16 protein-coding genes are annotated in these 14,431 nt (G+C 73.8%); 8 read left to right on the top strand and 8 right to left on the bottom strand.

What is annotated here, in order from left to right; genetic code table 11:
• Positions 1-18 precede the first annotated feature (18 nt).
• The gene (gene arfB / locus J3P38_RS17075) at positions 19-447 is read right to left on the bottom strand and encodes an alternative ribosome rescue aminoacyl-tRNA hydrolase ArfB (RefSeq protein WP_210504498.1); all 429 of its coding nucleotides are present in this window, start codon (positions 445-447) and stop codon (positions 19-21) included.
• A 79-nt stretch (positions 448-526) separates the two neighbouring features.
• Between arfB and gdhA the strand changes: the two genes are divergently transcribed.
• Entirely contained in the window at positions 527-1,876 is a 1,350-nt protein-coding gene (gdhA, locus tag J3P38_RS17080; protein ID WP_246851098.1) for an NADP-specific glutamate dehydrogenase, read from the top strand.
• Between the two features lie 11 nt (positions 1,877-1,887).
• On the opposite strand, the gene J3P38_RS17085 is transcribed toward gdhA, so the two are convergent.
• Entirely contained in the window at positions 1,888-2,337 is a 450-nt protein-coding gene (locus tag J3P38_RS17085; protein ID WP_210440223.1) for a CoA-binding protein, read from the bottom strand.
• A gap of 53 nt (positions 2,338-2,390) precedes the next feature.
• Between J3P38_RS17085 and J3P38_RS17090 the strand changes: the two genes are divergently transcribed.
• Positions 2,391-3,563, top strand: a complete 1,173-nt coding sequence (locus tag J3P38_RS17090; RefSeq protein WP_210440224.1) for an acyl-CoA dehydrogenase family protein — start codon at positions 2,391-2,393, stop codon at positions 3,561-3,563.
• Between the two features lie 66 nt (positions 3,564-3,629).
• Positions 3,630-4,472, top strand: coding sequence for a hypothetical protein (locus J3P38_RS17095; protein WP_210504499.1), 843 nt, complete (start codon positions 3,630-3,632; stop codon positions 4,470-4,472).
• Here J3P38_RS17095 and J3P38_RS17100 read toward each other — a convergent pair.
• From J3P38_RS17100 to J3P38_RS17120, 5 genes are all read right to left on the bottom strand, one after another.
• Positions 4,450-6,141 carry a copper resistance CopC/CopD family protein gene (locus J3P38_RS17100; RefSeq protein WP_210504501.1) on the bottom strand — a complete coding sequence of 564 codons (1,692 nt, stop codon included), beginning with the start codon at positions 6,139-6,141 and terminating at the stop codon, positions 4,450-4,452. The two genes, J3P38_RS17095 and J3P38_RS17100, sit on opposite strands and share 23 nt — an antisense overlap.
• Positions 6,138-6,893 (bottom strand): YcnI family copper-binding membrane protein, encoded by a 756-nt coding sequence (locus tag J3P38_RS17105; protein WP_210440227.1) that lies wholly within the window; start codon positions 6,891-6,893, stop codon positions 6,138-6,140. Before J3P38_RS17105 ends, J3P38_RS17100 begins: the two co-directional genes overlap by 4 nt.
• A gap of 61 nt (positions 6,894-6,954) precedes the next feature.
• The gene (locus tag J3P38_RS17110; protein ID WP_210440228.1) at positions 6,955-7,497 is read right to left on the bottom strand and encodes a hypothetical protein; all 543 of its coding nucleotides are present in this window, start codon (positions 7,495-7,497) and stop codon (positions 6,955-6,957) included.
• Positions 7,498-7,556: 59 nt separating this feature from the next.
• The gene (locus J3P38_RS17115; protein WP_210440229.1) at positions 7,557-7,982 is read right to left on the bottom strand and encodes a DUF1707 SHOCT-like domain-containing protein; all 426 of its coding nucleotides are present in this window, start codon (positions 7,980-7,982) and stop codon (positions 7,557-7,559) included.
• A complete protein-coding gene (locus J3P38_RS17120; RefSeq protein ID WP_210504503.1) occupies positions 7,979-8,674 on the bottom strand; it encodes a PadR family transcriptional regulator in 696 nt (231 codons plus the stop codon). Before J3P38_RS17120 ends, J3P38_RS17115 begins: the two co-directional genes overlap by 4 nt.
• A 136-nt stretch (positions 8,675-8,810) precedes the next feature.
• On the opposite strand from J3P38_RS17120, the gene J3P38_RS17125 reads away from it, so the two are divergent.
• A complete protein-coding gene (locus tag J3P38_RS17125; protein WP_210504505.1) occupies positions 8,811-9,164 on the top strand; it encodes a hypothetical protein in 354 nt (117 codons plus the stop codon).
• Here J3P38_RS17125 and J3P38_RS17130 read toward each other — a convergent pair.
• Positions 9,161-10,369: an LCP family protein gene (locus J3P38_RS17130; RefSeq protein WP_210504507.1), complete on the bottom strand. Its 1,209-nt coding sequence runs from the start codon at positions 10,367-10,369 to the stop codon at positions 9,161-9,163. The two genes, J3P38_RS17125 and J3P38_RS17130, sit on opposite strands and share 4 nt — an antisense overlap.
• A 25-nt stretch (positions 10,370-10,394) precedes the next feature.
• Here J3P38_RS17130 and J3P38_RS17135 point away from each other — a divergent pair, with 25 nt between their 5' ends.
• The 4 genes from J3P38_RS17135 (at position 10,395) to J3P38_RS17150 (ending at position 14,416) form a co-directional block, all read left to right on the top strand.
• The gene (locus J3P38_RS17135) at positions 10,395-10,892 is read left to right on the top strand and encodes an acyl-CoA thioesterase (protein ID WP_246850115.1); all 498 of its coding nucleotides are present in this window, start codon (positions 10,395-10,397) and stop codon (positions 10,890-10,892) included.
• Between the two features lie 195 nt (positions 10,893-11,087).
• Positions 11,088-12,533, top strand: coding sequence for an LCP family protein (locus J3P38_RS17140; RefSeq protein WP_246856403.1), 1,446 nt, complete (start codon positions 11,088-11,090; stop codon positions 12,531-12,533).
• 30 nt (positions 12,534-12,563) lie between these two features.
• On the top strand, positions 12,564-13,490 hold the full coding sequence (locus tag J3P38_RS17145; protein ID WP_307807979.1) for a glycosyltransferase: 927 nt from the start codon (positions 12,564-12,566) through the stop codon (positions 13,488-13,490).
• Complete coding sequence (locus tag J3P38_RS17150; protein WP_210440236.1) at positions 13,487-14,416, top strand: glycosyltransferase family 2 protein; 930 nt, start codon at positions 13,487-13,489, stop codon at positions 14,414-14,416. The genes J3P38_RS17145 and J3P38_RS17150 overlap by 4 nt, the downstream gene beginning before the upstream one ends.
• The last annotated feature ends 15 nt before the right edge of the window (positions 14,417-14,431 follow it).

Genomic DNA, 14,431 nt, shown 5'->3' on the forward strand with positions numbered 1-14,431 from the left:
CGTGGACCGCCTCGTCCCTCACTCGGCGACGCGGCCGCGCAGCGACTTGGTGCGGCTGCGCAGCTTCTTCTCCTGCAGCCGCCGCTCCTTCGCGCCCCGGCTCGGCCTGGTGGGGCGCCGCGGCGGCGGTGGCGGCGCGAGGGCGTCGCGCAGCAGGCCGGCGAGCCGCTCCCGCGCCGCGACGCGGTTGCGGTGCTGGGAGCGGTGCTCCGAGGCGGCGACCGCGACCACCCCGCCGGGCCACCGGCGCAGGGCGCGCGCCCGCTGCGCCGGCGTGAGGCTGCTCGCCGACCGGACGTCGTACTCCAGCTCGACGCGGCTGTCGGTGGTGTTGACCGACTGGCCGCCGGGGCCGGGTGAGCGGGAGAACCGCTCGACCAGCTCGGCCGCCGGCACGACGAGGCCCTCGGGCAGCCCCGGGCCCGGCGGGACGTGGAGGTCGCGCATCCGTCCATTCAACCGTGCTCGGCCGAGCCCGAGGCTCGGACGGGGGTGTCGGGGCCCGCGACGGCCTGCCTAGGGTTCGCTGGTGACCGTTGACGACTCCCGACTGCACTCGATCTACGACCTCGTCGTGCGCCGCAACCCGGGCGAGGACGAGTTCCACCAGGCTGTGCGCGAGGTGCTCGACAGCCTCGGCCCGGTCGTCGCGCGACACCCGGAGTACGCCGACGCGCGGGTGATCGAGCGCATCTGCGAGCCCGAGCGGCAGATCATCTTCCGCGTCCCGTGGGTCGACGACTCCGGCCGGGTGGAGATCAACCGGGGCTTCCGCGTGGAGTTCAACTCCGCGCTCGGTCCCTACAAGGGCGGCCTGCGCTTCCACCCCAGCGTCTACCTCGGCATCGTGAAGTTCCTCGGCTTCGAGCAGGTCTTCAAGAACGCGCTCACCGGCATGCCGATCGGCGGGGGCAAGGGCGGCTCGGACTTCGACCCCAAGGGCCGCTCCGACGCCGAGGTGATGCGCTTCTGCCAGTCCTTCATGACCGAGCTCTACCGCCACATCGGCGAGTACACCGACGTCCCGGCCGGTGACATCGGCGTCGGGGGCCGGGAGATCGGCTACCTGTTCGGGCAGTACAAGCGGATCACGAACCGCTACGAGTCCGGGGTGCTCACGGGCAAGGGGACCGGCTGGGGCGGATCGGCGGTGCGCAAGGAGGCCACGGGCTACGGCACCGCGTTCTTCGTGCAGGAGATGCTGCGCGAGCGTGGCGAGTCGCTCGACGGCAAGCGGGTCGTGGTCTCGGGATCGGGCAACGTGGCGATCTACGCGGTGGAGAAGGTGCACGCCCTCGGCGGGACCGTCGTGGCGGTCTCGGACTCGGCCGGCTACGTCGTGGACGAGACGGGTGTCGACCTCGAGCTCCTCAAGCAGCTCAAGGAGGTCGAGCGCGCGCGGATCAGCGAGTACGCCGAGCGCCGTCCCGCGGCGTCGTACGTCGCGGGCGGCTCGATCTGGGACGTGCCGTGCGACGTGGCGCTGCCGTGCGCCACCGAGAACGAGCTCGACGAGTCCGCGGCCCGGACCCTCGTGGAGCAGGGATGCACGGTGGTGGCCGAGGGCGCCAACATGCCGACGACGCCCGCCGGCGTGGCGGTCTTCGTGGACGCGGGGGTGCTCTTCGCCCCGGGCAAGGCGGCCAACGCCGGCGGCGTCGCGACCAGCGCGCTGGAGATGCAGCAGAACGCCTCGCGCGACTCCTGGACCCACGAGCACGCCGAGTCCCGGCTGGCCGAGATCATGGCCGGCATCCACGCGCGGTGCGCCGAGGCCGCCGACGACTACGGACGGCCCGGTGACTACGTGCTCGGCGCGAACGTGTCCGGCTTCCTCCGGGTCGCGGACGCCATGCTCGCGATGGGCGTCGTCTGAGGCGCCCCCGGTCACCGGCCCCGTCTGCGCCACTCGATCGCGGGGCAGGTGTCCATCACCATCGGGACGCCGGCGGCCACCGTGCGCTCGAACGCCGCCTCGTCGACCACGCCGAGCTGGAACCACACGCCGCCGGCGCCGATGCGGACCGCCTCGTCGGCGAACTCGCCGGCAGCCGAGGAGCGCCGGAAGACGTCGACGACGTCGACGGGGAACGGCACGTCGGCGAGGGTGGCGTAGCCCTGCTCCCCGAGCACCGGCTCGGCACCGGGGTCGGCGAACTGCGGGTGCACCGGGACGATCCGCTTGCCGCGCTGCTGGAGCAGGGCGGCGATGGAGTACGCCGTGCGCGACGGGTCGCCCGACAGGCCGACCACCGCCCAGGTGGCGGCCTCGTCGAGCATCCGGTCGACGGTCTCGGGATCCTGCCAGCGATGGCGCGCGGCGCTCGACGTGGTCATGACCACACCGTAGACGGCTGCTCCAGAAAGCATGGACGTCCTACAATTCGGCCATGAGCGAGTTCCCGTTGTACGCCCTCTCCGAGGAGCACCAGGCCATCCGGGAGGCCGTCCGCGCGGTCGCCGACGCCAAGATCGCGCCGTACGCCGCGGCGGTCGACGAGGAGGCGCGCTACCCGCACGAGGCGGCCGAGGCGCTGCTGGCCTCCGACTTCCACGCACCCCACGTGCCGGAGGAGTACGGCGGCGCCGGTGCCGACGCGCTCGCCACGGTGCTGGTGATCGAGGAGGTCGCGCGCGCGTGCGTCTCGTCCTCGCTGATCCCCGCCGTCAACAAGCTCGGCTCGCTGCCGGTGCAGATCGCGGGCTCCGAGGAGCTCAAGAAGCGCTACCTGGGAGCGCTCGCTCGCGGCGAGGGCGGGTTCTCCTACTGCCTCTCCGAGCCCGAGGCCGGCTCCGACGCCGGCGGGATGAGGACCCGCGCCGTGCGCGACGGCGACGAGTGGGTCATCGACGGCGTGAAGCGCTGGATCACCAACGCCGGCGAGTCGGAGTTCTACACCGTCATGGCGGTCACCGACGCCGAGAAGAAGACCCGCGGCGGCATCTCCGCCTTCGTCGTGGAGAAGTCGGACCCGGGCGTCTCCTTCGGCGCGCCGGAGAAGAAGCTCGGCATCAAGGGGTCCCCGACCCGCGAGGTCTACCTCGACAGGGTCCGCGTCCCCGCGGACCGGATGATCGGGGAGGAGGGGACCGGCTTCGCCACGGCCATGAGGACCCTCGACCACACCCGGGTCACGATCGCCGCCCAGGCCGTCGGTGTCGCGCAGGGAGCGCTCGACCACGCGCTGGGCTACGCCAGGGAGCGCCAGCAGTTCGGCAGGCCGATCGCCGACTTCCAGGGCCTGCAGTTCATGCTCGCCGACATGGGCATGAAGGTGGAGGCCGCGCGGCAGATGACCTACGCCGCCGCCGGCCGCTCCGAGCGCGGCGACGACGACCTCACGTTCTTCGGGGCCGCGGCCAAGTGCTTCGCCTCCGACGTCGCGATGGAGGTCACCGTCAACGCCGTGCAGGTGCTCGGCGGCTACGGCTACACCCGCGACTACCCCGTGGAGCGGATGATGCGCGACGCCAAGATCACCCAGATCTACGAGGGCACCAACCAGGTCCAGCGCATCGTGATGGCCCGCCAGCTGCTGGCGGGCGTGCAGTCCGAGCTCTGAAAGGGCCCGCCGGGTGACGGGTCGACCGGCCGATCCTCACCACCGCCGCGTCGGCATACTGGGCGCGTGACACGCCTCCTCCGGTACGCCGTCCCGCTGACCCTGGGCGCCGTCGTGCTGGCCGGTTGCAGCGGAGGCGACGACGGCCGGGTCGAGGCCGGCCACACGCACGCGCCGGGGCAGGGCCACACGTCCCTGCCTGTCGGCGACGGGACCCGCGTCAGCGAGGTCGGCTACTCCCTCGCGGGCCTGCAGGTCCGGCAACAGCCCGAGGGCACCGGCGAGGTGCGCTTCCGCATCCACGACTCCGAGGGCGCGCCGGTCACCGACTACGTCGAGGAGCTCACCAAGGAGCTGCACCTCTACCTCGTCAACGACGAGCTCACCGTGTTCCGCCACCTGCACCCCACCCGCGACGCGGACGGCACGTGGTCCGCGCCCTTCGACGTCCCCGACGCCGGCGCCTACCGCGTGGTGACCGAGTTCGTCGCGGTGGACGAGGGCGGCAACGGCGACCACGTCGTCCTGGGCCGGCCGATCGCCATGCCCCCGGGCGATCCCGGCGACACCGCGGCCGAGGACCGGGCCGTGTCGGTGACCGTCTCCGAGGCGCCGACCGCCGGGCTCGACGGCGAGCTGGGTCTCGTCGTGCGCGACGCCGCGGGACGGCCGGTCGAGCTCGGCACGTACCTGGGCGCCTACGCGCACGTCACCGGCTTCCACCGCGAGACAGGGGCGATGGTGCACCTGCACCCGCTCGGCGCGCCGGACGTGACCGAGGACGGCTCCGAGCTGACCTTCCACGCCGAGATCCCCGACCCCGGCGACTACCGCCTCTTCGCGCAGGTGCGGGTCGACGGCTTCCTGCACACCGTGCCGGTGGAGCTCACGGTCGCACGGTCAGCCTGACGGTCGTCACGGGGTTCTCGAACCGGCTCAGCTCGACCCCGACCTGCACCTCCCACACGCCGGCGCGCGGGACCACGACCTCGCCCCGGTAGGTGCCCGCGGCGATGGGCGTGACCGCGACAGCGCCGATGTCGAGCCCCTCGGTGCGCAGCTCGACGACCGGAGTGGCGGGCGGGTCGTACGGCTCCCCGGCCGCGTCCTGCACCTGCACGAGCAGCGCGTTGCTGCCGGTGCGCCTCGGGTCCATGACCGCGAGCACCCGCAGGTCGCCCAGGGAGGCCGTGCCCACGCCGGTGGCACCGGACTCCGCCTGCACGGGAGCGGGACGGGGGGACTGGTTGACCAGGACGCCCGTCACGCCGAGGAGGGCGACGAGGAGCACGGCCTCGACGCGCACCGTCCGGGTGACCGCGGCGGCGGCGGCCTCGCGGTCGCCGAAGCCCGTCGCCCGGCGGACCGCGGGGAGGGTGCGCCAGCGGTTCCACCCGCCGAGGCCGGCGACCAGCAGCGCGATCCCGACCTTGGCGAGCAGCAGCCAGCCGTAGCGCGTCTCCACGAGTCCGGTCAGCGAGCCCAGGATCCGCCAGCCGAGGAACGTGCCCGTCGCGGCGACCGCGAGGAGCACGCCCCCGGCCAGCGTGGAGAAGCGCGCCAGGGTCTGCGCGGCGAGCACCTCGCGGCCCGACAGGGCACGCAGCGTCAGCACCAGGCCGACGAGGCCACCGAGCCAGACGGCCCCCGCGGCGACGTGCAGGACGTCGGCCGCGACCAGCAGCGGCGACGGGGTGAAGGCCCGGCTGTGGCCGACCAGCGCCGGCCCTGCGAGAGCCACGACGGCCCCGGCGACGAGGAGCCGCCCCCGGGTGCGGTCCGGCGGCGCGGCCGAGGCGGCCCAGGCGACGAGGCCGAGCCCCGCCGCGAGGAGGGCCGCGGCCAGGACGTCGTTCGCGACGAGACCCAGGTCCACGGCGCTCGGCGAGCTGTGGAGGTCGAGGCCCTGGGCGTAGACCGACGCCACCGGCACCAGGAGGACCGCGCCCGTCACCCCGGCCAGGGCGGCGTACCTCGTCCAGAGGCGGAGCCGGGTCCGGACGTCGGGACCGGCCCACGAGCGTGGCAGGACCAGCGCGGTGAAGAGCGCGAGCCCAGCGGCGAGGAGCAGGCCGACGAGGGACGTCACGGTGAGCGCGTCACGCAGCACCGTGACGCTGCCGGGGGAGGCCTGTGCCTCGGGCGGCGGGGTGACCGACGCGCTCGGGGCGCCGACGGAGAAGGTCAGCGCCCCCGAGATCGGGTGGCCGTCGCCGGAGAGGACGTTCCACGACACGACGTACGTGCCGTCCGCCAGGTCCGCCGCCCCCGTGAGCCCGACCCTGACCTCCGTGCCGCCGGCCGTGGCGGTCGACGGCACGGCGCCGCCCGCGGCGTCGTAGACCGCGATCTCCTGGGCGGTGAGCCGCACCGGCTCGTTGAAGGTCAGCGTGACCGTCTCGGGCGCCGTCTGCACGACGGCGCCCTCGGCGGGGTCGGTCTCGATGAGCTCCGCGTGCGCGGAGGCGGGCGTCGCCCCGAGGAACACGAGCGCGAGCGCGACCAGCGCGGCGGCGACCGAGGCCCGTCCGGTGGAGGGGCTCCGGTGCCGCCGCGCCGGGCGCGCCGCCGCGGTCACGACCTGCGCGTGCGGGCCAGGGCGAGTCCGCCCGCGGCGAGCCCCGCCAGGCCCGCGACCAGGCCGGCCCACCCGAGGGCCGAGGTGCCGTCCTCGTCGTCGGCGGCCGCGTCCGCGCTCCCGGCCGCACCTGCGGCTTCGGCTGCGTCGTCGGCCTCGGCCGTGGTGTCGTCCGCGGTCCCGGCCGTGGCGTCGTCGTGGCCGGTCCCCTCGGCCGCCGGCAGCACCTCGAACGACGGGGCCGGGGCCTCGAGCTCGTCCTCGTCCTGCCCGTCGGCCGGGACCTGCGTCCAGCCGGTCTCGCCCTCCCGGCAGGTCTGGATCGTCGGCCAGGCGAGCGTCTCGCCCGCGGCGTCGGGGACCTGGAAGGACAGCTCGAAGGTGTCGCGCTGGCCGTCGGGGAGCGGGGTCGTGGCGGTGTAGACGACCGACGCGGTGCGTTCCGTGACCTCGTTGCCGTGGCCGTCGGCCACCGGCTCGTCGAGCTGCGCGGTGGTGGTCTCGACGTCGTAGAACGGGTTGCGGGTCGGGGTCACCGACAGCACCGACTCGGGGACCTGGATCTCGACCTTCGTGGTGGGCGAGCCCTCGCAGCCGTGCGGGACGCTGAAGGTGGCGATCGTGTAAGCGCCGGCCGAGGCGTCGGAGACGGTTGCGCTGACGTGCGCGCCGGCGGGCGCGGCGAGCGAGAGGGCGATGGCCGCGGTGGCGGCCGGGAGCGCGCCGAGGCGCGCGATCGTGCGGATGGACATGTCTCTCCTGGGGCGTGGTGCGGGTCTGAGGTCGCTGGAGCCACCCGAGCCCGTGGCGGGCTCAGGCGGACGGGACCGCTAGGGGTGGCCCGCGCCGCGGGGAGACGAGGAGGTGGACGAGGGACGGGCGTGCGGGCGCGCCGGCCGGCGGTCGCGGCAGCCAGCTCGCCACGAGCAGGGTCGGGTGCTCGCCCAGGGAGACGGCGTACGACGCGGCGCGCCGGCCCGCCCACCACAGGACGGCGGTGACCAGCGTGACGACGAGGTGGGCCAGGCCCATCTGCCAGGTCCAGCCGGCGTCGCCGGGAGGAGCCGCCGGCGCCGGCGGGTGGTGGTGGGCGACCAGGCCGAACGACTCGTGCACGCCGAGCTGGGCGATCGCCACGACCGGCAGCAGCGCCCACCCCGGCACGTCCCGGCAGAACACCAGGAGGCTGCTCGCGAGCACGACCGCCGCGACCAGCGAGAGCCCCGGGCCGGTCGGCACGTCGCCGCCGGCCCAGGTGTGGGCGGAGGCGGCGCTCGTCACGGTCACGGCGGTGGCGGCCGCGGCCCGCGCGAGGGCGTGCGGCGCACGCGCCTTCACCACTCGCGTCGACCTCACGAGGGACATGCTCGCAGACGGGGCCGCACGGCCCCGTCGCGCTCCAGCCGGGCCCGGGTCTACCAGCCGTGCGAGCGGCGTGGCCGCCGGTAGTCGGCGTGTCCGTGGGGCGGAGCACAGCCCATGCCCCGGCGGCGACCGGTGAAGAACATGAGGGGGAACACCAGCAGCCACAGCGGGGCGCCCAGCAGGATGCTCAGCGCCAACAGCAGCGCCAGGACCGGGAGGAGCGGGACCCGGGAGCGGCTCCCCGCCGGGTGCTGCGACCGCGCCACCGTCCTCGCCGGCTGCGGTGCCTCGAGCCGGGGGAGGTCGCTGAAGAGCACGGCCAGGTCGGCCCGGGTCCGCGCCGTCCAGATGGCGTCGAGCCGCTCGTCGTACTCCTCGTGGTCGAGGCGGCCGTCGGCGTAGTGCATCGCGAGGTCCGCCATCGCCCGCTCGCGGTCGCTGTCGGCGATGCGCAGGCGCGGGTCGGGGGCGGTCATCGCTCGCCGTCCCGTCCGTCCGCGAGGATGCCGTAGAGACGACTCCGGGTGTCGACGAGCACGTCGAGGGCGGCCCGGCGCTGCTGCTCCGAGCCCTGGGTGACCAGCTGCCACACCGCGCTGACGACCTGGCCGATCTCGCTCTTGATGTCGGCGTGCCCGGACGGCTGGTCCGCGACCGCCTGCTCGGTGCGGGCGAACGGGGCCCAGACCGCTGCGAGGTCGGCGGCGTTGTCCTCGGCCCAGGCGGCGCCGGCGTCGGTGAGCCGGATCGTGCGGCGCCCCCGCGCGTCGTCGGACTCCACCAGCCCCTCGTCCTGCAGCTGCTGGATGGTCGGGTAGACCGAGCCGGGGGAGGGGCGCCACTCGCCGTTGCTGAGCTCGGCGATCTCCTGGATGACCTGGTAGCCGTTGATCGGCTCGTCGGCCTTGCGGGCGCGGTGCAGCACGTCGACGATCGCCGTGCGGACGTCGCCGCGGCGGACCCGCGGGCCGCGCTGCTGCGGGCGCTGCGGGGCGCTCGTGAAGCCGAAGATCTCGCCGAGCCACGGCGGTGGGCCGCTCGGTCGGCGCCCACGACCGCCACTGAAGGCCTGTCCCCAGCTGCTCCAGTCGTTGGCGCTCGGGCGCCGGTGGTCGTCGCCGCGGTCGTTGCTCTCGGGCCAGTCGGCGCCGGGCCAGTGGTGTCCCATGTCGGTGCTCCCTCGGGTGTCGGTCGGGGGTGTCGGTCGGGGGTGTCGGTCGGAGTGCAGGTCGGTGTCGGCGGACGTACCGGAGGCCGATGTCGACCGGGCGGCCAGACCTATCGGTGACGTATCGCGATATATCGTGAGCGTACGTCCGGCCGGCGGTGGGGACAAGACCCCGTCGTCGATCCACGAGCTCGGGGAGCTGCGCCAGCGACCCGGGACCGGGTCGAGCAGGACCGGCGTGGTGGCCATGGCGGACAGCACGTGGTTCACCGACGGCCTGGGGGACCTCTACGGTGAGCGGCCCGAGGGGCACCTCCCCCTGGCCGATGCCGGCAGCATCGACGAGGTGCGCGACGCGATGGTCCGCGGCGGACTCGTCGACGTCACGGTCACGCCGCTGCACGACGTGCTCGAGCTCGACCGCGCGCACGGCGTCGCACCCGGGCACGAGGTGCGGCTTCAGCACCTGCTCGTCGGTCGCCGGGGCTAGCGGGCGCGCCCCGTCGGGGTGCAGGCGCGCTTCGGCACCGTCGAGTCCTCGATGATCGCGTCGAACAGCGCCGGGGCCCGGTCGGGGTCGGCGACGAGCCGGTTGGGGTCGCTCGGGGCAGGCAGGTTGGGCATCGTGCAGGTCTGGCTGTCGCCGGTCATGGCGAGGGCGAACCTGCCGAGGTCGAGCGGGTTCATCTCCTCGTCGACGCGGATGGCGCCCGACGCGGCGGCGTTGATCTGCCAGTAGCGCACCGGGTTGACGAAGGTCCACGGCGACAGCGCCTCGTCGCCGAGCGCGCTGATGACCTCGCGCTGGCGGGCCACGCGGTCGAGGTCGCTGAGCGCGGTAACGTGGCGCGAGCGGGAGTACGCCAGCGCGGTCAGGCCGTCGACCTCCTGGCAGCCCTTCTCGATGTCGAGGCGCGCCATCGGGTCCCTCATGTCCTGCTTCGGGCAGATCTCCACGCCGCCGAAGGCGTCCACCGTGTTGATCACGCTGCCGAAGCCGAGCTCGACGTAGTGGTCGATGTGGATCCCCGTCAGCTGCTCCACGCTGGCGACGAGCAGGGGAGGCCCGCCGGTCGAGAACGCGGAGTTGATCATCGCGGTGCCCTGGCCGGGGACCTCGGTGAGGGTGTCGCGGGGGATCGACATCATCGTCCGGCCGCCGGAGCCGGTGTGCAGGACGATGATCGTGTCGGTGTTGGTGCCGCCCCGCTCCCCGGTCCGCAGCGCCGCGCGCTGCTCGTCGCTGAGGTCGTCGGCCTTGTCGGAGCCGACGATGAGGTAGTTGGTGCCGGGCTGGTCGCTCGGCCGGTCGCCGCTCGGCGCCGCGTCCACCTTGTCGATCGCCGTCCAGTGGTAGAGCGGCACGCCGACGAGGTAGACGAGCAGCAGCAGGAGCAGCAGCGGGACGAAGCCCAGCCGGAGGCGCGGGCGCCACCGACGCCTCGGCCGCGGGGCGGCCGCCGGCGTGCGGCCCGTCGGCGGCCGGCCGCCGGACCCGCTGCCGCCGCCACGCGCCTCGCGACGGGCCACCGGCATGACCCGGGTCTCGTCGGGCCGGGCGTCCCGGTCGCCCGCCTGCGCCGGCACGCGCTGCGTGGCGTCGCTCGGCGGCGTCTGCGACTGGCTCCCGTAGAGCCAGTCGTACTCGGGTGTTCCCTTCTCGGGCATCCCGGAGCCCTGCGGACGATCAGCCATGGGGAGGGACGCTACCGTGCGCAGCATGAGCGCAGCCCGACCGACGTCGTACAGCCGGGTGAGCCTCGGGATCATGGCGCACTCCAGCGAGGCCAACCTCCTCGGCAACGTGCACGGCGGCGAGATCATGAAGCTGGCCGACTCCACCGCCGGGGCCGTGGCGCACCGGCACAGCGGCGGGCCAGCCGTCACTGCCGCGATGGACGAGATGACCTTCCTCGCGCCGGTGCACGTGGGCGACATCATCAAGACCTACGCCCAAGTCAATTGGGCCGGCACCTCCTCGATGGAGATCGGCGTGCGGGTCGAGGCGCAGCCGTGGGGCAACGCCTCCGACGAGCCGGTGCACGTCGCGAGCGCCTACTTCGTCTTCGTGGCCATCGACGACGACGGGAAGCCGCGAGCCGTGCCGCCCCTGGAGACCGAGACGCCCGGCGACGTACGACGGCAGCGCGAGGCCGAGATCCGCCGCGCCCACCGGCTGGCCCGCAAGGCCGAGATCGACGAGGGTCGCGAGGCCTGAGCCGCTGACGGGGCTGTCCCGGCGCGTCGCGGCGCTGTGGGACGGATGTGACTGGTGATACTGGGCGGGCTGACTTCCCCCAGCAGAGAGGTACCCCCGATGCCGCCCGTCCCGCCCTCCGGGTCGCACCAGCCGCGCACGACGCACCATCGCGCCCAGCGGGTGCGGTTCCGCCGCGCGGTGACCCTCATGGTCATGACGCTCGTCCTCCCCGGGTCGGCGCAGCTCGTGTCCGGCAACCGTCGGGTCGGGCGCGTCGCGACGTGGACCTGGCTCTCGCTGCTCGTCCTGGGCGTGCTGGCGGTCGTCACGTCGTACTTCTGGCACGGCCTGGCGTTCTGGGCCGGCACGAGCACCACGCTCCTGCAGGTGCTCCGCCTCGGCCTCGTCGCGCTCGCCGTCGGCTGGGCCTACCTCTTCGTCGACGCCTGGCGGCTGGGCCAGCCGCTGACCCTGCAGCGCCAGCACCGCCTCGCCGTGGTCGGCGTCAACGGGTTCCTGTGCTTCAGCGTCGCCGGCGCCCTCCTCTTCGGCGCCCACGTCGTCGGCGTGCAGCGCGACTTCATGATCTCGATGTTCGGCGAGGGGGACGCCGTCGACGCCGCCGACGGGCGCTACAACGTGCTGCTGATGGGTGGCGACTCCGGAGCCGGCCGCTGGGGCCTGCGGCCCGACTCGATGACGGTCGCGAGCATCGACGCCGAGACCGGCAAGACCGTGCTGATCTCGCTGCCGCGCAACATGCAGAACTTCCCCTTCGCGGAGGGCTCGGTGATGGACGAGCAGTTCCCCGACGGGTTCGACGTCGAGGGGATGTACCTCAACGGGCTCTCCACGTGGGCCCTCGACCACGCCGAGCTGTTCAGGGGATCGAAGAACCCCGGCGTGGACGCCACCGTCCAGGGCGTCGAGGGCATCACCGGCCTCGACATCAACTACTGGGCGATGGTGAACCTCGAGGGCTTCAAGGACCTCGTGGACGCGGTCGGTGGCGTCGAGCTGACGGTGCGCCAGCCGATCCCCGTCGGGCTGCCCCACGAGAAGACCTTCCACTACATCGAGCCGGGCACCCGCGTCCTCGACGGGCACGACACGCTGTGGTTCGCCCGCGCCCGCGAGGGATCCGACGACTACTCCCGGATGGCCCGGCAGAAGTGCGTGATGAGCGCGATGCTGCAGCAGGTGAGCCCGCAGGTGGCGCTGCGCAACTTCGAGCAGATCGCCGGCGCGAGCTCGGCGATGGTCTCCACCGACCTCCCGCGCGGGGAGGTCGACCGGTTCGTCGACCTCGCGCTCAAGGCGCGAAGCCAGAAGATCGCGACGCTGTCGCTGGTGCCCCCGATGATCAACACCGCCGAGCCCGACATCGCCCTCATCCACCGCAAGGTCGAGGCGGCGATCGCGAGGGCGGAGGGCCGCGCGCCCGCCGGCGAGCCGCCGGCGGAGACCGTCGAGGCGGCCGACGGGGGCGACCCCGGCGCGCCCCAGGGCGGCGCCACGACCCCGCAGGACGGCGGCGCGTCGACGCCGGCCGCGCCGGCGACACCGAGCGCGCCCCCGGCCGTCACCGGGGGCTCCCTCGGCTCGCTCTCCACCGGCTACGCCGCGAACCAGTCGGAGGACCTCGGCGCGGTTTGCTGACGGTCCTCGCCCGGCCCCTAGGGTGTACGCGTGACCACCGGACCCCTGCCCCGCGTCGTCGCGGTGGTGGTCACCTTCAACCGGCTGCCCCTGCTCGAGCGGCTCGTCGAGCGCCTCGGCGAGGTCGACGGGCTGGCGGAGGTGCTGGTCGTGGACAACGCGTCGACCGACGGCACGGGGAAGTGGCTCGCGGCCCGGCCCACCACCGGTGAGATCCCGTTGCGGGCGCGCACCCTGCCCACCAACCGCGGCGGCGCGGGCGGCTTCCACGACGGCCTCGCCTGGGCGATCGACCGCGAGGCCGACCTCGTCTGGCTGATGGACGACGACGGGCTGCCCGACCTCGACTGCCTCGACCGGCTCCTGCTCGAGGACGACCTCGACTTCTGGGGCCCGCTCGTCGTGGACGAGGCCGACCCCGGGCGCCTGGTCTTCCCGATCCGGCTGCCGCGCACCACCCGGGTGGTGCACGCCGTCGACGACGTGCGGCGGGCGGCGCGGGGCGAGCGCATCGAGGGGATCGTCATCCCCTTCAACGGCGTGCTGGTGACCAAGGAGCTCGTGGACCGCATCGGGCTCCCGCGCGAGGAGTTCTTCATCTGGGGCGACGACCACGAGTACCGGCTGCGCGCCGAGGAGGCCGGCGCGCGCGTCGCCACCGTGGTCACCGCGACGGTGCGACACCCCAGCGTCGGCAACCTCGGCACGCCCATGATGTTCGGGCGCACGACCTACAACGACTCGCCGAGCGACCTCAAGCACTACTGCATGGCCCGCAACAACCTCGTCAACCTGCGCGACTACCGCGGACCGCTGCACGCGATCGCGTTCGTGGTGAAGACCGCCTGGTTCTACACCTTCACCCGGCCCAGCCTCTCCCGGCTGCGACTGAGCTTGGGCGCGATGCGCGCCGGCATCGCCGGCGACTTCGACGGCCACCGGAGGTTCCTGTCGTGACGGCCCCGACCGCCCGGCCCGGAGGGGAGACGGTGGCGGTCGTCGTGGTGACCTACAACCGCGCCGACCTGCTCGTCGGCATGCTCGACGGGCTCGCCGCCCAGACGCACCGCCCCGACGCGGTGATCGTGGTCGACAACGCCAGCACCGACCACACCCGCGAGGTCCTCGACGCACGCACGGACCTGCCGCTGGTCGTCACCACCAGCGAGACCAACCTCGGCGGGGCCGGCGGCTTCCACGCCGGCGTGCGGGCGGCGTACGACGGTGGCTGGGACCGCGTGTGGCTCATGGACGACGACGTGGTGCCCGCCCCCGACTGCCTCGAGCGGCTGCTGGCCGTCGACGAGGACTGCCTCATCGCGGTGCGCGAGGACACCTCCGGCGCGCTGGTGGAGAAGGCCGCCACCGACTTCGACCTGCGCAACCCGCTCGCGATCCGTCCCAAGCGCGCCGCCGTCGACACCGTGTACGCCGACCGCGCGTCGATGCCCGAGCTGGTCGAGGTGCACAACGTGGCCTTCGAGGGCTTCATGGCCCGCCGTGGCGTGGTGGCGGAGATCGGCTTCCCGGACCCCGCCTTCTTCATCTTCTACGACGACGCGGACTACGCCGTGCGGGCCCGTCACGCCGGCCACCGCATCTGGGCGGTGCGCGACGCCGTCCTGGTGCGCCAGCTCGACTTCGACCAGCAGCACGACCTCGCCGGGTGGAAGGGCTTCTACATGTATCGCAACCTCTTCGTGGTGCACCTGCGCCACGGGGAGAACGCGCTGGTCCGCCTCAAGCCGTGGCTGATCACCCTCGTCGTCGTCCTGCTCAGCCCGGTGCGAGGCGGCCGGGCCGAGGCCCGCAACGTGATCCGGGCCATGGCGTCGGCCCGGGGCATGCGCCGCCTCACCGGTTCGGCCCGACCCCCTCGTTAGACTTCAGTCCGCGTT

The organism is Nocardioides xinjiangensis (genome assembly GCF_017916455.1).
Classification (GTDB): Bacteria; Actinomycetota; Actinomycetes; order Propionibacteriales; family Nocardioidaceae; genus Nocardioides; species Nocardioides xinjiangensis.